This window comes from Mycobacterium sp. KBS0706, assembly GCF_005938675.2.
Lineage (GTDB): Bacteria > Pseudomonadota > Alphaproteobacteria > DSM-16000 > Inquilinaceae > Inquilinus.
This window is the reverse complement of record NZ_VCCH02000112.1, coordinates 1-21,667: the sequence shown is the minus strand read 5'-3', so window position 1 is coordinate 21,667 and position 21,667 is coordinate 1. Positions and strand designations below refer to the sequence as shown.

At 69.8% G+C, this 21,667-nt stretch carries 18 protein-coding genes; 10 read left to right on the top strand and 8 right to left on the bottom strand.

Features of this window, described 5'->3' with window-relative positions; genetic code table 11:
- Positions 1 to 67 precede the first annotated feature (67 nt).
- The 3 genes from FFK22_RS35800 to FFK22_RS35790 all read right to left on the bottom strand — a co-directional run bounded on the left by FFK22_RS35800 (position 68) and on the right by FFK22_RS35790 (position 3,725).
- Positions 68 to 646, bottom strand: a complete 579-nt coding sequence (locus FFK22_RS35800) for a DNA-3-methyladenine glycosylase I (RefSeq protein ID WP_138892769.1) — start codon at positions 644 to 646, stop codon at positions 68 to 70.
- A complete protein-coding gene (locus tag FFK22_RS35795) occupies positions 643 to 1,656 on the bottom strand; it encodes a D-cysteine desulfhydrase (RefSeq protein ID WP_138892768.1) in 1,014 nt (337 codons plus the stop codon). The genes FFK22_RS35800 and FFK22_RS35795 overlap by 4 nt, the downstream gene beginning before the upstream one ends.
- A 275-nt stretch (positions 1,657 to 1,931) precedes the next feature.
- A complete protein-coding gene (locus FFK22_RS35790) occupies positions 1,932 to 3,725 on the bottom strand; it encodes an ABC transporter ATP-binding protein (protein ID WP_221939102.1) in 1,794 nt (597 codons plus the stop codon).
- 299 nt (positions 3,726 to 4,024) lie between these two features.
- Here FFK22_RS35790 and FFK22_RS35785 point away from each other — a divergent pair, with 299 nt between their 5' ends.
- Positions 4,025 to 5,095, top strand: a complete 1,071-nt coding sequence (locus FFK22_RS35785) for a glycosyltransferase family 4 protein (RefSeq protein WP_138892766.1) — start codon at positions 4,025 to 4,027, stop codon at positions 5,093 to 5,095.
- Positions 5,096 to 5,209: 114 nt separating this feature from the next.
- Here FFK22_RS35785 and FFK22_RS35780 read toward each other — a convergent pair whose 3' ends face one another.
- Entirely contained in the window at positions 5,210 to 6,295 is a 1,086-nt protein-coding gene (locus FFK22_RS35780) for a LacI family DNA-binding transcriptional regulator (protein ID WP_138892765.1), read from the bottom strand.
- A gap of 130 nt (positions 6,296 to 6,425) precedes the next feature.
- Between FFK22_RS35780 and FFK22_RS35775 the strand changes: the two genes are divergently transcribed.
- The 4 genes from FFK22_RS35775 to FFK22_RS35760 all read left to right on the top strand — a co-directional run bounded on the left by FFK22_RS35775 (position 6,426) and on the right by FFK22_RS35760 (position 11,568).
- Positions 6,426 to 8,066: an alpha-glucosidase family protein gene (locus FFK22_RS35775; protein WP_138892764.1), complete on the top strand. Its 1,641-nt coding sequence runs from the start codon at positions 6,426 to 6,428 to the stop codon at positions 8,064 to 8,066.
- A 130-nt stretch (positions 8,067 to 8,196) separates the two neighbouring features.
- A complete protein-coding gene (locus FFK22_RS35770; RefSeq protein WP_138892763.1) occupies positions 8,197 to 9,474 on the top strand; it encodes an ABC transporter substrate-binding protein in 1,278 nt (425 codons plus the stop codon).
- Between the two features lie 135 nt (positions 9,475 to 9,609).
- Positions 9,610 to 10,719 carry a carbohydrate ABC transporter permease gene (locus tag FFK22_RS35765; RefSeq protein ID WP_221939101.1) on the top strand — a complete coding sequence of 370 codons (1,110 nt, stop codon included), beginning with the start codon at positions 9,610 to 9,612 and terminating at the stop codon, positions 10,717 to 10,719.
- 9 nt (positions 10,720 to 10,728) lie between these two features.
- Positions 10,729 to 11,568, top strand: a complete 840-nt coding sequence (locus FFK22_RS35760) for a carbohydrate ABC transporter permease (protein ID WP_138892762.1) — start codon at positions 10,729 to 10,731, stop codon at positions 11,566 to 11,568.
- Between the two features lie 139 nt (positions 11,569 to 11,707).
- Here FFK22_RS35760 and FFK22_RS35755 read toward each other — a convergent pair whose 3' ends face one another.
- Positions 11,708 to 13,198, bottom strand: a complete 1,491-nt coding sequence (locus tag FFK22_RS35755) for an MDR family MFS transporter (protein WP_138892761.1) — start codon at positions 13,196 to 13,198, stop codon at positions 11,708 to 11,710.
- A 217-nt stretch (positions 13,199 to 13,415) separates the two neighbouring features.
- On the opposite strand from FFK22_RS35755, the gene FFK22_RS35750 reads away from it, so the two are divergent.
- Positions 13,416 to 14,003 (top strand): septation protein A, encoded by a 588-nt coding sequence (locus FFK22_RS35750; RefSeq protein WP_138892760.1) that lies wholly within the window; start codon positions 13,416 to 13,418, stop codon positions 14,001 to 14,003.
- Between the two features lie 4 nt (positions 14,004 to 14,007).
- Positions 14,008 to 14,691 carry a pyrimidine 5'-nucleotidase gene (locus tag FFK22_RS35745; RefSeq protein WP_138892759.1) on the top strand — a complete coding sequence of 228 codons (684 nt, stop codon included), beginning with the start codon at positions 14,008 to 14,010 and terminating at the stop codon, positions 14,689 to 14,691.
- A 219-nt stretch (positions 14,692 to 14,910) separates the two neighbouring features.
- Here FFK22_RS35745 and FFK22_RS35740 read toward each other — a convergent pair whose 3' ends face one another.
- The gene (locus FFK22_RS35740) at positions 14,911 to 15,369 is read right to left on the bottom strand and encodes a DUF2147 domain-containing protein (protein WP_186002845.1); all 459 of its coding nucleotides are present in this window, start codon (positions 15,367 to 15,369) and stop codon (positions 14,911 to 14,913) included.
- Positions 15,370 to 15,572: 203 nt separating this feature from the next.
- Between FFK22_RS35740 and leuC the strand changes: the two genes are divergently transcribed.
- The gene (gene leuC, locus FFK22_RS35735) at positions 15,573 to 16,979 is read left to right on the top strand and encodes a 3-isopropylmalate dehydratase large subunit (protein ID WP_138892757.1); all 1,407 of its coding nucleotides are present in this window, start codon (positions 15,573 to 15,575) and stop codon (positions 16,977 to 16,979) included.
- A gap of 115 nt (positions 16,980 to 17,094) precedes the next feature.
- On the opposite strand, the gene FFK22_RS35730 is transcribed toward leuC, so the two are convergent.
- Positions 17,095 to 17,691: a YqgE/AlgH family protein gene (locus FFK22_RS35730; RefSeq protein ID WP_138892756.1), complete on the bottom strand. Its 597-nt coding sequence runs from the start codon at positions 17,689 to 17,691 to the stop codon at positions 17,095 to 17,097.
- 117 nt (positions 17,692 to 17,808) lie between these two features.
- Here FFK22_RS35730 and FFK22_RS35725 point away from each other — a divergent pair, with 117 nt between their 5' ends.
- Both FFK22_RS35725 and FFK22_RS35720 read left to right on the top strand, forming a co-directional pair.
- Positions 17,809 to 19,929, top strand: a complete 2,121-nt coding sequence (locus FFK22_RS35725; protein WP_138892755.1) for a protein-disulfide reductase DsbD — start codon at positions 17,809 to 17,811, stop codon at positions 19,927 to 19,929.
- A gap of 51 nt (positions 19,930 to 19,980) precedes the next feature.
- Entirely contained in the window at positions 19,981 to 20,463 is a 483-nt protein-coding gene (locus FFK22_RS35720) for a peroxiredoxin (protein WP_138892754.1), read from the top strand.
- An 81-nt stretch (positions 20,464 to 20,544) separates the two neighbouring features.
- Here the strand turns inward: FFK22_RS35720 and FFK22_RS35715 are convergent, their stop codons facing one another.
- Positions 20,545 to 21,543: a saccharopine dehydrogenase NADP-binding domain-containing protein gene (locus tag FFK22_RS35715; protein WP_138892753.1), complete on the bottom strand. Its 999-nt coding sequence runs from the start codon at positions 21,541 to 21,543 to the stop codon at positions 20,545 to 20,547.
- Positions 21,544 to 21,667: the final 124 nt, after the last annotated feature.

Sequence of the window (21,667 nt, the reverse complement as noted above, 5' to 3'; positions counted from 1 at the left end):
TCCCGCGGGGGGAGGGAGGGGCCCGCCGCTTGAGGCGGGAGGGTGAGGGGGTGGTCCGGACGCCTCCCTAACGCCCGAACTCCGGGTGCCGGAAGCAGCCGACCATATGGTCATTCACCAGCCCGGCCGACTGCATCAGCGAGTAGCAGACCGTGGAGCCGACGAAGACGAAGCCGCGACGCTTCATGTCACGGCTCATCCGGTCGGAGATCTCGCTGGTCGCCGGCATCTCGGCATGGGCCGCCCAGCGGTTGACCAGCGGCTCGCCGCCGACGAAGGACCACAGGTAGCGGCCCAGCCCGCCCTCGGATTCGATCACCGCCAGCGCCGCCCGGGCGTTGGTCCGCACCGCGTTCAGCTTGGCCCGGTTGCGGATCAGCCCGGCATCGGCCAGCAGCGCCTCGATCTCCGCATCCGTCATCGCCGCCACCCGGGCGATGTCGAAGCCGTGGAAGGCGCGCTGGTAGTTGCCGCGCCGCTCCAGCACCAGGCGCCAGGACAGACCGGCCTGGGTGCCCTGCAGGCTGAGATTCTCGAACAAGGCGCGGTCGTCGCGCTCCGGCGTGCCCCAGTCGCGGTCGTGATAGGCCAGCATCGCCGGGCCGCCGGCGGCCCAGCCGCAGCGCGGCAGGTCCGGATCGCTCATTCGCCCCAATGGATCGGGAAGGCGTCGGGATAGGTGAACAGGGCCGGCGTGCCGCCGGTGTGCAGGAACACCACCACGTCGTCGGCCCCAAAGCGGCCGGCGCGGATGCCGGCGATCAGCCCGGCCATCGCCTTGCCGCTGTAGACCGGGTCGAGCACGATCGCGTCGCGGCTGGCGGCGAGCTGCAGCGCCTCGACCATACCGTCCGTCGGCTGGCCGTAGCCGCCGCCGACCACGCCGTCCTCCAGCACCAGATCCGCGGCCGAGAGCGGCGCCGGCATGCCGAGCAGCGCGGCACCGGCCTGCACCAGCCCGGCGACCTTCGGCCGCTGCTCCGCCGAGCTGCGGCTGATACAATAGCCGACCGCGGGGGCTTTGCTGCCGCCGAGAGCGAGGCCGAGCGCCAGCCCGGCCTGGGTGCCGCCGCTGCCGCTGGCCAGGGCGACATGGGTGAAGGCGACGCCCTGATCGCGGCCCTGGCGCAGCAGCTCCTGCGCCGCGTCGACATAGCCGACCAGCCCGAGCGCGTTCGATCCGCCAACCGGGATGACATAGGGCGTGCCGCCCTCGGCCCGGCATTCCTCGGCGACGCGCGCCATCTCGACATCCGGGTCGGCGGTGCCGGGGTGCAGCTCGATGCGCGCGCCGAACAGCTCGTCGAGCAGCAGGTTGCCGCTGTTGTGGTAGGACGGGTCGCGCCCGGCCACGGCGTCGGTGAGCACCAGCACGCAGTCGAGGCCCAGCCGGGCCGCCGCGGCCGCGGTCTGGCGGGCGTGGTTCGACTGCGGGCCGCCGGCGGTGATGATGGTGTCGGCGCCCTGGGCCAGCGCGTCGCCGAGCAGGAACTCCAGCTTGCGCACCTTGTTGCCGCCCAGCGCCAGGCCGGTGCAGTCGTCGCGCTTGATCCAGAGCTGCGGGCCACCGAGCGCCTCGGTCAGCCGCGGCAGCGGCTCCAAGGGCGTCGGCGCGTGCTGCAGGCGAAGGCGCGGCAGCTGGTCGAGCGATGGCATCGGATCCGTCCCTGAGGCGCGGCCCCGGGCGGCCGCCTCCGGGGTGAATAGCATGGCGGGGCCAAGGTGCGAACGCTGCTCGGACGGCTGCCCGGTCGATCGGTGCCCACCGATTGCCTCTCCCGCCTGGCGGGAGAGGCCGGGCTCGCGCAGCGAGACCGGGTGAGGGCTGGTCCAGGCCTCGACGAAATCCCCTCACCCGGAGCCGCTTCGCGTCTCCGACCTCTCCCGCAAGCGGGAGAGGCAAAAGGGGGCGATATCTAGGGTTTCGCCACTTACGCCGCGTGGGCTTCCTCGGCGTGCCCGAGCTGGCGCTGCAGCAGGGTGCGGTAGATGCCGGGGCGGGCGGCCAGGGCGGCGGGGGTGCCCTGGTCGATCACCCGGCCGTGCTCCATCACCACGATCCGGTCGAAGCGCTGCAGCGTCGACAGGCGGTGGGCGATGGCGATCACCGTGCGGTCCTGCATCAGGTCGTCCAGCGCCTCCTGCACCGCGCGCTCGGATTCGCTGTCCAGCGCCGAGGTCGCCTCGTCCAGCAGCAGCACCGGCGCGTCCTTGAGGAAGGCGCGGGCGATGGCGATGCGCTGGCGCTGGCCGCCGGACAGCTTCACCCCGCGGTCGCCGACCACGGTGTCGAAGCCCTCCGGCAGCGCCTCGATGAAGGCGCGGCAATGGGCGGCCTCGGCCGCGGCCATCACCTCGGCATCGGTCGCATCCGGGCGGCCGTAGCGGATGTTCTCGCGCACGCTGCGGTGGAACAGCGAGATGTCCTGCGGCACCACGCCGGTGATCTGGCGCAGGCTCTCCTGGGTCAGGTCGCGGATGTCGCGCCCGGCGACCTCGATCCGGCCCAGCCCGACATCGTAGAAGCGCTGCACCAGGGTCAGCACGGTCGACTTGCCGGCGCCGGACAGGCCGACCAGCCCGACCCGCTCGCCGGGCTCGATGCGCAGGTCGAAGCCGTCCAGGATCGGCGCCCGCTTGGGATAGGCGAAGCGCACGCCCTGGAAGTCGATCGGCACGCCGCCACCATGCCCGGGCGCCGGCAGCGGCTCGGCATGCGGCGCGTCGGGCAGGTCGTGCGGCACCAGGAGGGTCGAGATCGCCTCCGACAGCCGGGCGATGTGCTGGGTCAGGTCGACCAGCGCCACCGCGAGGTCGCGGGTGCCGTGCAAGATGGCGAAGCCGAGCGAGCAGACCAGCACGATGTCGCCGGGCGTAGCCCGCCCCGCCTGCCACAGCAGCAGCGCCCAGCCGAGCAGGCCGGCGGTCAGCACCGCCGTGATCGCGGCGTGGATCAGCCGCAGCTGCTCCATGTAGCGCAGGCTGCGCTGGCGGGCGGCGAGCTCGACGCCGATGTGGTCGGCCAGCCGCGCCTGCTCGCGGAAGGTGGCGCCGAACAGGCGCACCAGCCCCATATTGCCGATCACGTCGACCAGCTCGCCATCGACCTTCGCCGCCTCGGTGGCGTAGCTGCGATGGATCGGGCCGCCGCGCTTGGCGAGGCGGTAGATGAAGATCGAGAGCGTCACCGCAGCCGCGACCAGGGTCGCCGCCATGACGAGATCGACCGAGGCCAGGACGCAGATCGAGCCGACCAGCGAGAGCGCGGGGGGCAGCACGTTCCAGGAGAACATGCTTTCGGTCGTGAAGATGGCGTTCGACGTGGCGGAGACGCGGCCGGCCACCATGCCGGGGAGGCGGTCGGCGAAATAGCTCGGCGCGTGGCCGGTCAGGTGCCGGAACAGATCGCGGCGGACGGCGCCCGTGACTGCGACGAAGGCCCGGCTGGCCACCCAGCCGCCGACGCGCCACAGCATGTTGTCGGCCAGGATCAACCCGACCAGCAGTCCATAGGCCAGCCAGATCGCCCCCGAGGTGCCGAGAGCCAGCTCGTCGACCAGATGCTTGATCGCATATTGCGACCCGATCGCGCAGGCGACGGCCGCGACGACCGAAACGATCACCACCGCATGCGATGCGGCCTCCTGCCGCACATAATGCAGGATGAAGCCGATCGGCCGGTTGCGGAAAGCCTCGAGAGTGCGAGTCTGGGTGGACGCCGTCATGTCCATCAGATCCCCTACGTTGTCCTCATCCACCACGGACGGCGTTTTCCCGCCGCCTTGCGAGTCTAGGCGCGGCGTGCCGACAGATGACAGCGCATCGCTGCACTGCACCTTATCTGCATGCGCCCCACAGAACATTGTCGGACCGGAGTCGGAACCTTTTTCCGTTCCGAGTGTCTGTGGTCATCGAGTGCCCGTTGCCGCGGAAGCACCTGAAGAAGAGCAGCGCCGCATTGCTGCGCCGCAGCGCCGCCGGTGATGTCAGACAAACCCCCATCTGCGGAGGGAGTTCCATCCACATGCGAATCGCGCAGGTCGCCCCGCTGTTCGAAGCGGTCCCGCCCAAGCTCTATGGCGGCACCGAACGCGTCGTGTCCTTTCTCACGGAAGAGCTCGTCGCCCTCGGCCATGACGTCACATTGTTCGCCAGCGGCGATTCCGTGACCTCCGCCACGCTCGAGGCCTGCTGGCCGCGGGCGATGCGGCTCGACGCCTCGGTGCGCGACTGGATCGCGCCCCATATGCACATGTTCGAGCAGGTGTACCGGCGGTCGGACGAGTTCGACATCGTCCACTGCCATCTCGACTATTTCCCGTTCTCGCTGTTCAGCCGCGGCGATGTCCCGTTCGTGACCACGCTGCACGGCCGGCTCGACATGCCCGAGCTGCATCCGATGTTCGAGACCTTCTCGCATGTGCCGGTGGTGTCGATCTCGGACGCCCAGCGCCGGCCGATGCCGAAGGCCGGCTGGATCGCCACCGTGCATCACGGCCTGCCGGCGCAGCTGCTGGCGCCAGTGCCGGCGGAGCGCGGCTACCTCGCCTTCCTCGGCCGCATCGCGCCGGAGAAGCGGGTCGACCGGGCGATCGAGATCGCGGCCAAGAGCGGCCTGCCCCTGAAGATCGCGGCCAAGGTCGACAAGGCCGACCAGGAATATTACGACGCCGAGATCAAGCCGTTGCTGGCGCGGTCGCCGCATGTCGACTTCATCGGCGAGATCGACGATTCGCAGAAATCCGCCTTCCTGAGCGGCGCCATCGGCCTCCTGGTGCCGATCGACTGGCCGGAGCCGTTCGGCCTGGTGATGATCGAGGCGATGGCCTGCGGCACGCCGGTCGTGGCCTACAACCGCGGCTCGGTGCCGGAGGTGATCGACGAGGGCGTCACCGGATTCATCGTCGAGGACGAGATCGGCGCGGTGGCGGCGGTGCAGCGCCTGTCCGAGCTGTCCAACACCCGCATCCGCGAGGTCTTCGACCAGCGCTTCACGGCGCGGCGGATGGCCCAGGACTATCTGTCGACCTATGAGGGCCTGCAGGCCGTCGAGGCGCCGAAGAAGCCGGCCGTGCTGCGCGCGGTGGCGAATTGAGGGGGCTTTAGCCCCCTCATCCCCGCGAAAGCGGGGATCTCACGCCGCTCGAGCGGACAGAGATCCCCGCTTTCGCGGGAATGACGGCAAAGGGTTGGGCCGCCGTTCGGCCCCTCACCCCGGCGCGCGGGTCGAGCCGCGCACGACCAGCTCGGTCGGCAGCAGATGCCGGTCGGGCGGGATGGTGCCGCCGTCGGCCACGGCGTCGAGCAGCAGCCGGGCCGCGGTGGCGCCCTTGTCGAACAGCGGCTGGCGGATCGTGGTCAAAGCCGGGCGCACCAAAGCCGCGCGCGGGATGTCGTCGAAGCCGGCGACCGACACATCCTCCGGCACCCGCAGGCCCAGCGACCGCGCCGCTTCGATCGCGCCGATCGCCAGCCGGTCGGACATCGCCAGGATCGCGGTCGGACGGTCCGGCCGGCGCAGCAATGAAAGCGCCGCGTCGCGGCCATGCGCCTCGCTCGAGGCCGGCCGCTCCTCCACCGGCACCGAGTCCGGGTCGATGCCGGCGGCGGCGATCGCCTCGATATAGCCGTCCAGCCGGTCGACGCTGGTGCGGAAGGTCATCTTCACCCGCCGCGCCGCGTCGAGCGGCCCGACATAGCCGTCGACCGCCGATTCCAGCGTGATGATACCGAGCCGGCGGTGGCCGAGCCCGACCACATGCTGCGCCACCCGGCGGGCGGCGCCGCGGTCGTCGATGCCGACGAAGGCCACGCCGTCCGGCACCTGGTTGTCGATCGCCACCACCGGCAGGCCGCGGCGCAGCAACGGCGTCCAGGCGTCCGCCCCGCTCAGAAAACCGTAGACCAGGAAGCCGTCGACCGCGGCGCGGTGAATGGCGCTGCGGCTGGCCGGGCTTTTCACCGCTGGCAGGATCAGCAGGCCGGAACGCGCTTTCTCGCAGGCGGCGGCGATGCCGCGCAGCATGCCGACCGCCGCCGGGTCGTCGAAGGCGAAGGGCAGGGTCTCGTGGAACAGCAGGCCGATCGCCTCGGCCTTGCCGGTGCGCAGCATCCGCGCCGCCGGGTTCGGCCCATGCACCCCCATCGCCCGGGCGGCCGCCATGATCTTGTCGCGCAGCTCCTTCGACAGCTGGTCCGGCCGGTTGAAGGCGTTCGACACGGTGGTGCGCGACACACCGACCGCCGCCGCGATGTCCAGCAGCGTGCCCCGCCGCTTCTCCGGTCCGTCTGTCATGAAGGCACCCTAAAGAGTCCCTCTTGATCGATCAAGAAACTCTCTGATACTGTAAAAACTGAATGCATTCAGATGATCGCGGCGGTAGGCGAATCGCGGCTGGGATGCAGGGGGAATGCGGAGGGGTTGAATGCGCGAATGGTGGCGCGGCGCGGTGATGTACCAGATCTACCCGCGCAGCTTCCTGGACACCGATGGCGACGGCATCGGCGACCTGGCCGGCATCACCGCCAAGCTCGACCACATCGCCGATCTCGGCGTCGACGGAATCTGGATCTCGCCCTTCTTCAAATCGCCGATGAAGGATTTCGGCTACGACGTCTCCGACTACCGCGACGTCGACCCGATGTTCGGCACGCTGGCCGATTTCGACCGGCTGATCGAGAAGGCGCATGCTTTGGGGCTGAAGGTGATCATCGACCAGGTGATCAGCCACACCTCCGACCAGCACCCGTGGTTCGGCGAGAGCCGGGCCAGCCGCGACAACTCCAAGGCGGACTGGTTCGTCTGGGCCAATGCCAAGCCGGACGGCAACCCGCCGAACAACTGGCTGTCGATCTTCGGCGGCTCGGCCTGGCAGTGGGACACCCGCCGGCGCCAGTACTACATGCACAACTTCCTGACCACGCAGCCCGACCTGAACCTGCACAATCCGGAGGTGCAGGAGGCGGTGCTGGCGGCGCTGGAGTTCTGGCTGCAGCGCGGCGCCGACGGCTTCCGCCTGGACACCGCGAATTTCTACATGCACGACCGGCTGCTGCGCGACAATCCGGGCAAGCCGGCCGACCGGGCGCCGACCGGGGACGATCGGGCGGACAACCCCTACTACATGCAGCTGCATCTCTACGACAAGTCGCAGCCCGAGAACCTGATGTTCCTGCGCCGGCTGCGGGCGCTGATGGACCGCTATCCGGACAAGATGGCGGTGGCCGAGATCGGCGACGACGACCCGATCGGCCGGACCGCGGAATACGTCCAGGCCGACCTGCTGCACACCGCCTATAATTTCAGCCTGCTGAACGACACCTTCAACGCGGCGCATATCGCCACGGCGCTGATCGCCTTCGAGCAGGCGACCACCGATGGCTGGCCGTCCTGGGCCTTCTCCAACCACGACGTCAAGCGGGTGCCGACCCGCTGGGGCGGCGCCGAGGCCGACCCGCGGCTGGCGCGCCTGCTGATCGCGCTGCTGACCTCGCTGCGCGGCACCGCCTTCCTGTACCAGGGCGAGGAGTTGGGCCTGCCCGAGGCCGAGGTGCCGTACGAGAAGCTGCAGGACCCCTACGGCATCACCTTCTGGCCGGACTACAAGGGTCGCGACGGCTGCCGCACGCCGATGCCGTGGGATGCCGAGGCACCACAGGCGGGCTTCTCCACCGCCGAGCCGTGGCTGCCGATCCCCGAGGCGCATCGCCGCCTGGCCGCCGGCGCGCAGATGCACGACCCCGAGTCGACCCTGGCCTTCACCCGGCAGTTCCTGCGCTGGCGCCGCAGCCGCCCGGCCTTCGCCTCGGGCTCACTGAAATTCCTCGACACCGCCGACGGCGTGCTGGCCTTCGAGCGGCGGCTGGAGGATGAGCGCATCCTCTGCGTCTTCAACCTGACCGGCGAGACCCGGATCTGGACAGCGCCGCCGGCCGAGATCGCGCCGACCGACGCGCCTGGGCTGGGCGCCAGGCTGGACGGCGGCCGGGTGGCGCTGCCGCCCTATGCCGCCTTCTTCGGCGCGATGGCCGCCGAAGCGCTGCAGCCGGAACGAAGCGCGGCCTGACAACGTTCGGTTCAAGAATAATTTCATTTCGACTCGCCAGAGGCCGGCCTGGCGAGTCACCCTTTGCCCCAAGACAAGCACGCGGGGGCGCGCCGGTCTCCCCCGCGGCCAAAACCACAAGGAGGAGACCATGTCGAGGAGCGCGCTACTTCCGCTCACACTGGCCCTGATCCTGGCCGGCACCGTCGCACAGGCGGCAGGGGTCAAGGTCACCATCTCCTGCGGCTCCGCCGGCAGCGAGCAGCCGCAATGCCAGCAAGGCGCCAAGGCCTGGGCGGAGAAGACCGGGAACACGGTCGACATCGTCGCCGCCCCGCAATCGACCTCCGACCAGCTCGCCCTGTATCAGCAGATCCTGAACGCCCAGTCGGGCGACATCGACGTGTTCCAGATCGACATCATCTGGCCCGCCATCATCGGCAGCCACTTCATCGACCTGAAGCCCTATGCCGACCAGGCCACGATCGACCAGCACTTCCCGACCATCATCCAGGGCCTGACCCGCAACGACCAGCTGCTGGCCCTGCCCTGGTTCACCGATGCCGGGCTGCTGTATTACCGCCAGGACCTGCTGGACAAATACAAGCTCAAGGTGCCGGAGACCTGGGCCGAGCTGACCGAGGCCGCCAAGACCATCCAGGAGGGCGAGCGCAAGGACGGCAACGACCGCTTCTTCGGCTTCGTGTTCCAGGGCCGGGCCTATGAGGGCCTGACCTGCGACGCGCTGGAATGGGTCACCAGCTTCGGCGGCGGCACCATCGTCGGCCAGGACGGCAAGATCACCGTCAACAACCCGCAGGCGGCCAAGGCGCTGGACACCGCCGCCTCCTGGATCGGCACCATCGCGCCGGACGGCGTGCTGAACTACATGGAGGAGGACGCCCGAGGCGTGTTCCAGTCCGGCAATGCCGCCTTCATGCGCAACTGGCCCTACGCCTATTCGCTGGTCAATTCCGGCGACAGCCCGGTCAAGGGCAAGATCGGCACCGCGCCACTGCCGAAGGGCGACGGCGAGGGCGCCCGCCATGCCGCGGCCCTCGGCGGCTGGAACCTGGCGGTGTCGAAATACTCGGCCCATCCGAAGGAGGCCGCCGACCTGGTCCTGTACCTGACCGGCAAGGACGAGCAGAAGCGCCGCGCCATCGAGGCCACCTTCCAGACCACGATCCCGGCGCTGTACGACGACCCGGACGTGCTGAAGGCCCAGCCCTTCTTCGCCCAGTTGAAGGCCGCCTTCGAAAGCGCGGTCGCACGGCCCTCGGCGATCACCGGCGAGCGCTACAACGAGGTCTCGACCCTGTTCTGGAACGCGGTCCACAACACCCTGTCGAAGCAGGGCGACGGCGCCGCCAACCTGGCGCAGCTGCAGAAGGACCTGAACCGCCTGAGCCGCGGCGGCCGCTGGTAAGGACGGCTTTCGCGTGCATCCTGCCGAGCCCGCTCCGATTGCCTCTCCCGCCAGGCGGGAGAGGCAATCCGCCGCCGCGAGGGCCAGCCGGCCGAGTTGAGTTGCGCCTCTGCCATTGACTTCGGGGAGGACCCCATGACCGTCGCCACCTCGACCCCTGCCCCAGCCGCGCGCGCCGCGAAGCCTGCCGTCTCCAGGCTCAGCCGGCAGCGCGTCCGCGCCGCCTGGATGTTCCTGGTGCCGATGCTGGTGGTGCTGGCGCTGGTCGCCGGCTGGCCGCTGGTGCGGACCATCGCGCTGAGCTTCACCGACGCGACGCTGAAGGCAGAGCAGCCGACCCGGCTGGTCGGCTTCGACAACTACCTGTTCTACGGCCCGAACCGCGCCGATTACGACGCCTCGCTGGGCGGCTACTACGTGTTCTACGACCCCAAGGGCACCAACCTGGTGTGGAAGCCGGAGGAGGGCAAGTTCTGGGACATCGACCAGAACAAGCCGGTCGACTACGACGTCGACACCAGCGGCATCTTCAGCTGGCAGGGGCTGCTGGTCGACCCGGTGTGGTGGCGGTCGGCCTGGAACACTATCCTGTTCACCGTGATCTCGGTGACGATCGAGACGGCGCTCGGCCTGATCATCGCCATGACGCTGAACGCCCACATGCCGGGGCGCGGCCTGCTGCGGGCCGCGGTGTTGATCCCCTGGGCCATCCCCACCATCGTCTCGGCCAAGATGTGGGGCTGGATGCTGAACGACCAGTACGGCGTGATCAACGAGGTGCTGCTGTCGCTCGGAATCATCACCCACCGCATCGCCTGGACCGCCGACCCCAGCCTGTCGCTGGCCTCGGTGATCGCGGTCGATGTGTGGAAGACCACGCCGTTCATGACGCTGCTGATCCTGGCCGCGCTGCAGATGCTGCCGGGCGAGGTCTACGAGGCGGCGAAGGTCGACGGCATCCGGCCTTGGAAGGTCTTCACCCGCATCACCCTGCCGCTGATCTGGCCGGCGCTGATGGTGGCGATCCTGTTCCGGGCCCTGGATTCGCTGCGGGTGTTCGACCTGATCTATGTGCTGACCTCGAACAGCATCAACACCATGAGCATGTCGGTCTTCGCCCGGCAGCAGAGCATCGATTTCGGCAATGTCGGCTTCGGCTCCGCCGCCTCGACCCTGCTGTTCCTGATCATCGCCGTGCTGGCCGCCCTGTGGATGGTGGCGGGCCGCGTGCGCTTCGACAAATAGGGGGCGGCCATGACCAGAGCATCCAGGCGTCGCATCGGCCGCAGCTTCTTCTACGTGCTGGTAGCGGCGATCATCGTCTACACGGTGTTCCCGTTCTACTGGGCGGTGATCAGTTCGCTGAAGAGCGGCCAGCAGCTGTTCGGCACCGACCTGGTGCCGCCATCGCCGACCCTCGACAACTATGTCAGCGTGTTCCGCGAGCAGCCCTTCCTGACCAACATCGTCAACTCGCTGATTGTCGCCGGGTCGACCGTGCTGATCTGCCTGGCGCTGTCGGTCAGCGCCGCCTACGCCCTGGGCCGGGTACGGTTCCGCGGCCGCAGCACCATCCTGATGCTGACACTCGCCGTGTCGATGTTCCCGCAGGTGGCGGTGCTGACCGGGCTGTTCGAGCTGGTGCGCTGGGCCGGCCTGTACAACCAGCTCGGCTCGCTGATCGTCAGCTACATGATCTTCACCCTGCCCTTCTCGGTCTGGGTGCTGACCACCTTCATCCGCGAGCTGCCGCGCGAGCTGGAGGAGGCCGCGATCGTCGACGGCGCCAGGCCGTGGCAGATCCTGGTGCGGGTGTTCCTGCCGCTGCTCGGCCCGGCGCTGGCGACCACCGGCCTGCTGGCCTTCATCGCCGCCTGGAACGAGTTCCTGTTCGCCCTGACCTTCACTTTGACCAACGAGGTGCGGACGGTGCCGGTGGCGATCGCCCTGATCTCCGGCGCCACCCAGTTCGACATCCCCTGGGGCAACATCATGGCGGCGTCGGTCGTCGTGACCGTGCCGCTGATCGTGCTGGTGATGATCTTCCAGCGCCGCATCGTCTCCGGCCTCACCGCCGGCGCGGTGAAGGGGTAGCCGGAGAAATGCATCCCGGCGCCTGGGAAAGGCGGCGCCGGGATGCGATGCGCAGGTCGGTTTGGACGACTAGGATGTTATGCGCCGCACCCGCCTCGGGAAAGGACAATCGCCCTCAATTCTGAGACGATCCGGCGACTTACTCCACCAGCGCTTCCTTGGCGTGCTGGGCCGCGCCGCTGCGCAGCGGCCGCTCCTCCATCAGGAGCAGCCAGACGAAGCCGAGGGCGAGGCCCGCGGCCGAGGCGAGGAACATCCAGTGGAAGGCGCCGACCAGCTCGTCGCGCATCGCCGGTGTCAGCGCGCCGAGATTCTCCGGCGACCGGCCGTCGCCGCCGATGGCGCCGAGCACGATGGCGCCGAAGCCGGCGACGACGATGGCGCTGCCGAGCGAGCGGAAGAAGTTCATGCAGGCGGTGGCGGTGCCGAGCTGGTGCATCGCCACCGCGTTCTGGATCGAGACGGTGGTGACCGGCAGCACGGTGCCGAGGCCGAGTCCGACGGCGGCGAGCGCGACCTCGACCAGCCACAGCGGCAGCCCGTCCGGATAGGCGGCGAGCCCGACCAGCGCCGCCGCGGCGATCACCAGCCCGACCAGCGGCGTGCGCTTGTAATGCGTCATCCGCGCCATGAAGCGGCCGGCGATGTTGGCGCCGGTCACCGTCCCGGCCATCAGCGGCATCAGCGCTAGGCCGGAATCGCTGGCCGAGAGGCCGATCACGCCTTCGAGATAGACCGGGACATAGATCGACAGGCCGATGAAGCTGCCCATGACGCAGAAGGCGGCGGCGGTGCCGGTGCCAACCACCTGGTTCGACATCACCGCCAGCGGGATCAGCGGCTCGGCCGCGGTCAGCAGGCGCGCGGCGAACAGCACCCACAGCACCAGCGAGCCACCGAACAGGCCCAGCACCTCGGCCGAATCCCAGGGGTAGCGGGTGCCGCCCCAGGTCAGCGCCAGCATCGCCGCCACGGTGGCGCCGACCATCAGCACGGCGCCGAGCACGTCGAGCTTGTGCCGGCGGTCGTGCCGCGGCAGGCGGCGCAGCGCGCCCCAGACCATCCAGAAGGCGCCGAGGCCGAGCGGCAGGTTGATCCAGAAGATCACCGACCAGTGCAGGTGGTCGGCGAACAGGCCGCCCAGCACCGGCCCGACCACGCTGGAGGTGACGAAGACGCTGGCGATGTAGCCCTGGTAGCGCCCGCGCTCCTTCGGCGAGACCACGTCGGCGATGATGGTCTGGGCCAGCGAGATCAGCCCGCCGCCGCCGAGGCCCTGCAGCCCCCGCGCCAGGATCAGCGCCAGCATGGTCGGCGCCAGGGCGCAGGCGACCGAGCCGACGATGAACACGCTGATGCTGACCAGGAGGGTGATGCGCCGGCCGTGGATGTCGCTGAACTTGCCGTAGAGCGGGGTCACCGCGGTGGCCGCCAGCAGATAGGCGCTGACCACCCAGGACAGGTGCTCGACGTCGCCCAGCTCCTGCCCGATGGTCGGCAGCGCCGTGGCCACGATGGTCTGGTCGAGCGCCGCCAGCAGCATCGCCAGCATGATGCCGATGATGATCGACCGGACGGTGGCGTGGTCGAGCGGCGCCGGGGCGGCGACCGCCGGACTGTGTGCGGACATGATGCGGCGTTCCAAAGGCGGGGGGCCGAAGGCGGGGGCCGAAGCAAAGGGGTCGGCGGCGGCGAGGCGCCCCGAGCCCCTTAACCTTCGCCTCCGGCACTTGTCGTACAAGAGCGCTGTCGGCAGTGCTGCCATCGTCGCGCGGCATGGGCGCCTGCGGCGTCCCATCCCGCCGATCCCGGTTTCCCGGGCGCGGCACTTGGTCTACGGTGCGGCCATGATCGACCAGACCCAGACGCCGGCCGTCGCCAAGGCCGAGAAGGCCCCGTTTCTGCGCCTTGCGCTCGAGGCCGGGCCGCTCCTGATCTTCTTCGTCGCCAACCAGGTGGCCGGCGTGATGCCCGCGACCGCGATCTTCATGGTCGCGACGGTGGTGGCCGTGGTGCTGTCGGTCAGGCTGGAGAAGCGCTGGCCGATCATGCCGATGGTCGGCTGCGTCTTCGTGCTGATCTTCGGCGGGCTGACGCTGTGGCTCGACGACGACATGTTCATCAAGCTGAAGCCGACGGTGGTGAACCTGCTGTTCGCCGCGATCCTGTTCACCGGGCTCGCCACCGGCCGCAACTTCCTGAAGCTGATGATGGGCACGGTGTTCGAGCTGACCGACGAGGGCTGGCGCATCCTGACCTGGCGCTGGGCGGTGTTCTTCGTGGTGCTGGCCGTGATCAACGAGATCGTCTGGCGCAACTTCTCCTTCAACTTCTGGGCCGGGTTCAAGCTGTTCGGCATCCTGCCGCTGACCCTGGTCTTCGCCATGGCGCAGATGCCGGTGCTGATGCGGCACCAGGTCAAGCCGGCGGACTGACGCGATGCAGCCGGCCGATCCCCTGCACCATGTCGAGCACTGGGTGTTCGACCTCGACAACACGCTGTACCCCGCCCGCAGCAACCTGTTCGCCCAGATCGACCAGCGCATGGGCGAGTACATCCGGTCGCATTACGACCTGCCGGAGGCCGAGGCCAAGGCGCTGCAGAAGCGGCTGTTCCGCGACTACGGCACCACCCTGCGCGGGCTGATGAACGAGCGCGCGGTCGACCCCGGCCCGTTCCTGGAATTCGTCCACGACATCGACATCTCGGCGATCGGGCCGAGCCCGACCCTGGCGGCGGCGCTGGCCGACCTGCCGGGCCGCAAGATCGTGTTCACCAACGGCTCGGTCCGCCATGCCGAGCGGGTGCTGGCGCGGCTGGGCGTGGTGGGGCAGTTCGACGGCATCTTCGACATCGTCGCGGCGGACTACGTGCCGAAGCCCGACCCCGGCCCCTACCGGGCGATGCTCGACCTGTACGGGCTGGCGCCGCGATCGACGGCGATGGTCGAGGACATGGCCCGCAACCTGCTGCCGGCGCATCGGCTGGGCATGACCACGGTGTGGGTGCGCACCCCGTCCGACTGGGGCCAGCCCCTGCCCGGCGACGGCCATATCGACATCGCCGTCGACGACACCGCCGAATGGCTGGCGGCCGTCGCGGCGGCGCGAAGGACTCTCTAGCCGAGGAGGAACCGCATTGCCTCTCCCGCGAGCGAGATCTTTTCAGAACGCTCATCCCTCGCTGTCATTGCGAGGAGGCGCAGCCGACGAAGCAATCCATTGCTCCGCACGAGCTGCACCATGGATTGCTTCGCTGCGCTCGCAATGACGGTGTTGGAATTCTGAAAAGGTCTCGCCAGGCGGGAGAGGCAACGCGAATGTCGATGTCCGCTCAAATCCTCAGCACGCCTTGAAGCCGCCCGGCTGCACCCGTGTCCAGGTGTCGGTGCGACCGAGCAGGCTGATGCCGACGAAGCCGCGCAGATCCAGCGTGTCCGGCCCGGTCAGGTGCATCTTGGCGTCGTAGGTCTTGCCGCTCTTCGGGTCGTAGATCGTGCCGTCCTCCCACTCCGTGTCGGAGACCTGGGTGAAGCTGTGCAGCATGATCAGCTTGCACAGCGGCCGGCTGCGCTTGCTCTCGTCCGGGTTCTCCCCATCCACCGCCGGGGCGTCCGGCGGCAGCGCCGCGATCCGGCCGCAGATGCCGGTGTTGCAGTCGGTGATCTCGATCACCGAGCGGCCGTCCCCGGTGCGCCAGAAGCCCTTGATGCCGCCGGCGGCGGAGGCGGGAGCGGCGGCGAACGCCATGGCGAGGCCGAGGACGAGGCCAAGGGCAGGGACCGCACTGCGGATGGTCATGGGCACTCCCATATCAGTGTTGTTGCTTAATCCCCGGAGGATGCGGCCGGACCGGAGTCCTGTCCATCGTCGCGATTTGCACCGCGGGAAGGGTGACAACTTTGAAATTATTCCAGCTTTTGCCTCGGTTTGCGCTCGGCTATGGTCCAGCGTCGGCCGAAAGGGCCACCGGCGACAGCGCCGGACGGACGGAGATGTGAGAGATGAGCGCGCCGCGGACACTGTTCGACAAGATCTGGGACAGCCATGTCGTCCACCGCCAGGATGACGGCACGTGCATCCTCTATATCGACCGCCACCTCGTGCATGAGGTGACCAGCCCGCAGGCCTTCGAAGGGCTGCGCATGGCCGGCCGCAAGGTGCGCCAGCCGCAGGCCACCCTGGCCGTGCCGGACCACAACGTGCCGACCTCCGACCGCGCCGGCGGCATCGCCGACGAGGAGAGCCGGATCCAGGTCGAGACGCTGGAGAAGAACGCCGCCGATTTCGGCGTGCCGATCTTCACCATGAACGACATCCGCCAGGGCGTGGTCCACATCATCGGGCCGGAGCAGGGCTTCACCCTGCCGGGCACCACCATCGTCTGCGGCGACAGCCACACCTCGACCCATGGCGCCTTCGGCGCGCTGGCCTTCGGCATCGGCACCAGCGAGGTCGAGCATGTGCTGGCCACGCAGACGCTGCTGCAGAAGCCGGCCAAGAACATGCGCATCACGGTCGAGGGCGACCTGCCGCTCGGCGTGACCGCGAAGGACATGATCCTGGCGATCATCGGCACCATCGGCACCGCCGGCGGCACCGGGCACGTCATCGAATATGCCGGCGAGGCGGTGCGCGCTTTGTCGATGGAAGGCCGGATGACGGTCTGCAACATGTCGATCGAGGCCGGCGCCCGCGCCGGGCTGATCGCGCCGGACGAGACCACCTTCGCCTATGTCAAGGGCCGGCCGCTGGCGCCGAAGGGCGAGGCCTGGGACCAGGCGGTGGAATACTGGCGCACCCTGCCGTCGGACGAGGGCACCCGCTACGACCGCGAGGTCGTGCTGAAGGCCAAGGACATCGTGCCGATGGTCACCTGGGGCACCAGCCCCGAGGATGTGGCGCCGATCACCGGCGTGGTGCCGGACCCGGAGGCCGCGCCGGACGCCAACAAGGCCAGCGCCTGGCGCCGCAGCCTGGACTATATGGGCCTGAAGCCCGGCCAGCGCCTGAGCGAGGTGCCGGTCGACAAGGTTTTCATCGGCTCCTGCACCAACGGCCGGATCGAGGACCTGCGCGCCGCCGCCGCGGTGGCCCGTGGCCGGCATGTCGCCGACAGCGTCTACGCCATGATCGTCCCGGGCTCCGGCCTGGTGAAGGAGCAGGCCGAGGCCGAGGGGCTGGACGCGGTGTTCAAGGCGGCCGGCTTCGACTGGCGCGAGCCCGGCTGCTCGATGTGCCTGGCGATGAACGCCGACAAGCTGTCGCCGGGCGAGCGCTGCGCCTCGACCTCGAACCGCAACTTCGAGGGCCGGCAGGGCCGCGGCGGCCGCACCCATCTGGTCAGCCCGGCCATGGCCGCGGCCGCGGCGATCGCCGGCCACCTGACCGATGTGCGCGAGCTGAATTAGGCCACCCATCCCCTCTCCTGTCATGCCCGGGCTTGACCCGGGCATCCAGAAGCTGTCGACGCCCACTGGATTGCCGGGTCAAGCCCGGCAATGACAGGAAGGGGAAGCCGGTTGCTCAAGCATGGCCGGCCTCACCCGACAGCATCATCGGGTCGATGCCGAGCTTGGCGATGGCGCGTTCCCACTTCACCGACAGGTCCTCGCCGAACAGGATGTCCGAATCGCAGGGCACGTTGAGCCAGCCATTGGCCTGGATCTCGGCGTCGAGCTGCCCCGCGCTCCAGCCGGCATAGCCGAGCGCCAGCAGGTGCCGGCTGGGGCCCGTGCCGCCGGCGATCGCCTGCAGCACCTCGAGCGTCGAGGTCACCGCGACCTCGCCGACCACCACCGTCTTCTCGGCCCGGTAGTCGGTCGAGTGCAGCACGAAGCCGCGGCCGGATTCGACCGGCCCGCCGAACTGCACCCGGGTGCTGCCCAGCATGTCGCCATGCGGGATGCCGAGCTGGTCGAGCAGCGTCGGGAAGTCGATGCTCGACAGCGGCTTGTTGACCACGAGGCCCATTGCCCCCTGGTCGTTGTGGGCGCAGAGATAGATCACCGTGCGGGCGAAAGGCGGTGCGACCAGGGTCGGCATGGCGATCAGCAGCTGCCCCGCGAGATAGCTGCCATCCGCCGGCACCTTGGCGCCCTTGGAGGTTTTCGCCCGTCTCATTCCGCCCAATGCTCCGTCTTCCGCTTTCGGCCGCGACACCAAGGCTAACCCGCGGCGATCTGGTTTCGAACGACTATATAGGCCAAAGAAAGGCAGTTTCATGGTGTCGGAGATTCGATGAGGCCTGGGCTTGCATTCCTCACGGCCGCCGCGCTCGGTCTCGCCGCTTTCGCCGGGCCGGGAGCGGCCGGGGCCGCCGAGACGCCGTGGCAGCCGGCCAAGGGCGCGTCGGCGCGGCTGGTCACGGCGGTCGACGGCACCGGCACCTTGAGCGAGATCCCGGCCGGGCTGCACATCCGGCTGGAGCCGCATTGGAAGACCTATTGGCGGTCCCCCGGCGATGCCGGGCTGCCGCCGGCGCTGGACTGGACGGGTTCGGAGAATCTCGGCGCCGCGACCCTGGCCTATCCGGCGCCGCACCGGTTCCAGCTGTTCGGCCTGGAGACCTATGGCTACGAGACCGAGGTGGTGTTCCCGCTGACCCTGCCGGTGGCGCAGCCTGGGCAGCCGCAGCACCTGGCCCTGGCCGCGACCGTGCTGGTGTGCAGCGACATCTGCATCCCGGCCAATTTCAGCTTCACGCTGGACCTGCCGGCCGGCGCCGCGGCACCCGACCCCGCCGCCGCCAACCTGATCGACCGCTACGCCAATGCGGTGCCGGGCGACGGCAGCGCCGCCGGCCTCACGATCGGCCCGGTCGCCGCGACCACCGCCGGCCCGAATGGCGGGTTGCGGATCGAGGCGACGGCGCGCGAGCCATTCGACGCGCCGGACCTCTTCGTCGAGGGCGCGCCGGGCGACGCCTTCGCCGCGCCGCGCATCACCACCAGTGAGGGTGGCCGCAGGCTGGTGGCCGAGATCGACCGGATCCAGGCGGCGGCCGACCCGCCGGTTGCGCTGACGGGCAGCCCCCTCACCCTGACCCTGGTCGACGGGCCGCGCAGCGTCGAGGCCCGGGCGACGGTCGGCCCGGCGGTGGCGGCGGCGCCTGATGCCGCCGCCTGGCTGTCGATCCTGGGCGTGGCGCTCCTCGGCGGGCTGATCCTGAACCTGATGCCCTGCGTGCTGCCGGTCCTCTCGCTCAAGCTGCTGTCGATCGTCGGCGTCGGCGGCCGGACGCCGCGGTGGCAGCGGCTCGGCCTCCTGGCCACCGCCGCCGGCATCCTCGCCTCGTTCCTGGTGCTGGCGGCGGGCGCGGTCGGGCTGAAGGCGGCGGGCGCGTCGGTCGGTTGGGGCCTGCAGTTCCAGGAGCCGGTGTTCCTGGCGGCGATGGCGGTGATCGTCACCCTGTTCGGCTGCAACCTCCTGGGCCTGTTCGAGGTGGTGCTGCCCCACCGCGCCATGGACGCCGCGGCCCGGGCCAGCGGCGCCGGCCGGCCAGAGAAGCATGGGCTCGCCGGACCGTTCCTGACCGGCGCCTTCGCCACCCTGCTGGCCACCCCCTGCTCCGCCCCCTTCGTCGGCACCGCGCTGGGCTTCGCCCTGTCGCGCGGACCGGCCGAGATCGGCGCGATCTTCGCCGCGCTCGGGCTCGGCATGGCCTTGCCCTATCTGCTGATCGCCGCGGTGCCGGGCCTCGCCCGGCTGCTGCCGCGCCCCGGACGCTGGATGGTCTGGGTCAAGGCCGTGCTGGGCCTCGCCCTGTTCGGCACAGCCGCATGGCTGCTCTCGGTCCTCGCCGTGCAGGTGCCGCCGGCCGCCGCCACCACGGTCGCGGCGGCGCTGGCGGCGATGGCGCTGGTGCTGTGGCTGCGCCGGCGCGGCGGGGTCGCGATCCAGCGCCTGCACACCGCCGCCGCGATGGTGCTGGCCCTGGCGGCGGTGCTGCTGCCGCTGCGCTTCGACCGGTCCGACGCGGTGACGCCGCAGGCCGCCTCTACCATCCCCTGGGCCCGGTTCGACCGGGCCGCGATCCCCGGTCTGGTGCGCGAGGGCAAGGTGGTGTTCGTCGACGTCACCGCCGACTGGTGCCTGACCTGCAAGGTCAATAAGCTGCTGGTGATCGACCGCGACCCGGTGGCCGCGGCCCTGGGCGAGGCCGGCGTGGCGCCGCTGCTGGCCGATTGGACCAGTCCCGACCCGGCGATCGCCGATTACCTTGCGGCGCATGGCCGCTACGGCATACCGTTCAACGCCGTGTACGGGCCGGGGGCGCCGGACGGGATTCTGTTGCCGGAGCTCTTGAGCACCGAGGCGGTCCTGGACGCGCTGAAGCAGGCCCGCGGCGCGAGCTCGTAACGGCCGGCCGAGACGGCCCGGCCCCATCAGTTTCTGGCGGAGAGAACACCCATGACGATCAAGGTTGGCGACCGCTTCCCGTCGGTCACGCTGAAGTATCTCGGCAAGGAAGGCATGACCGAGATCACGACCGACGACCTGCTCAAGGGCAAGACCGTGGCCCTGTTCGCGGTGCCGGGCGCCTTCACCCCGACCTGCTCGGCCAAGCACCTGCCCAGCTTCACCGGCAACGCCGAGGCGCTGAAGGCCAAGGGCGTCGACCAGATCGTCTGCCTGTCGGTGAACGACCCCTTCGTGATGAAGGCCTGGGCCGACAAGAACGAGTGCGGCGACTCGGTGTTCATGCTGCCGGACGGCAACGCCACCCTGACCAAGGCGCTGGGGCTGGAGATGGACGGGTCGGGCTACGGCCTGGGCACCCGGTCGCAGCGCTTCGCCCTGATCGCCAAGGACGGCGTCGTCACCCATCTCGGCGTCGAGAAGCCGGGTGCCTTCGAGGTGTCGAGCGGCGAGGCGATTCTGGCGGCGCTGTGAGCGAGTAGGTTGGGTTCGCGGCAAGCGAACCCAACGGTTTCCGTCATCGGCATGTTGGGTTCGCCTCCGGGCGAACCCAACCTATGAAGCATCTGTATCCGTTGTGATCCGGACGCCGAACTGCTCGAACCGGGCGATCGCCCTCTCGGGCTCGACCAGGGTCTCGGGCAGGGTCAGGCCGCCGGCGGGCAGCGGCAGGCCGTCCAGGCCGAGGACGCGCTCGGCGGCGACCAAAGCGCCCAGCGCCGTCATGTGGCCCACGCCCTTTGGGTCCGACACCAGCACCCGCCGCCGGGCGGGCTGCCCTGACCGCAGCGTCCCTGCGATCTCGATCACGCCGTCATGCGAGGCGCGGCCACCGGCCCGGGTGCCGATCGAGTCGCCCTCGCCGAAATCGAAGCGGATGTCGGGTGCGCCGGTGACCGCCGCCAGGCTGGGCACGTCGAGCGTGGCCAGGGGCTGCACCGTCGCCTCGTGTCCCTCGGCCAGGCGCAGGGCGCGGCCGTGGTCGCCGCCATCCACCCAGGCCCACTGCCCGGCCCGGCGCAGCAGGGCACGGCCGGAGAAGGACGCGGCGTCGGCGGCGCTCATCGGCCCGACCGAATCGGCCGCATCGTAGAGGGCGGCCATGGCGACGGCATCGACCCGGGCGAAATCCGCGATCGCCGGCCGGGCCGTCAGCATCAGCACCCCGGCCGCCCAATGGCCCGCCAGCACGACCGGCCGCCGCGGCGGCGCATGCAGCGCCGCGAACACCGCGGGCCCGGTCTCCTCCACCACCTTGGTGATGCCGATATGGGCAGCGCCCTGGGCCAAAGCGGCGTGGATCAGCGCATCGCCGCGATCCTGCAGCGCCGCCACGATCAGGTCGACCGGCCCGAGCTCCGCCAGCGCCGCCGCCGGGTCGGCGACGTCGAGTTGGAGGGTGGTCGCCCCGATCTCCCGGGCCGGCGCGGCGCCGGCCTCCAGCGACCGTCCCGCCAGGATGATGTCGAGATCCGGCGCCGCCTGGCGCAGATACCGGGCGACGGTGCCACCAACCACGCCGTAGCCGCCGGCGATCAGGACCCGCTGAACCATGACCTTCCCTTCCCCAGGCCGCCGGCAAGGATGCGGCGGCTCCATTACGAATGGTAAGTTACCATTCGTAATATGGAGAGAAGAGAGACCGGTTCAAGCGGGAAGTGCTTGCACGCCTCCCGTA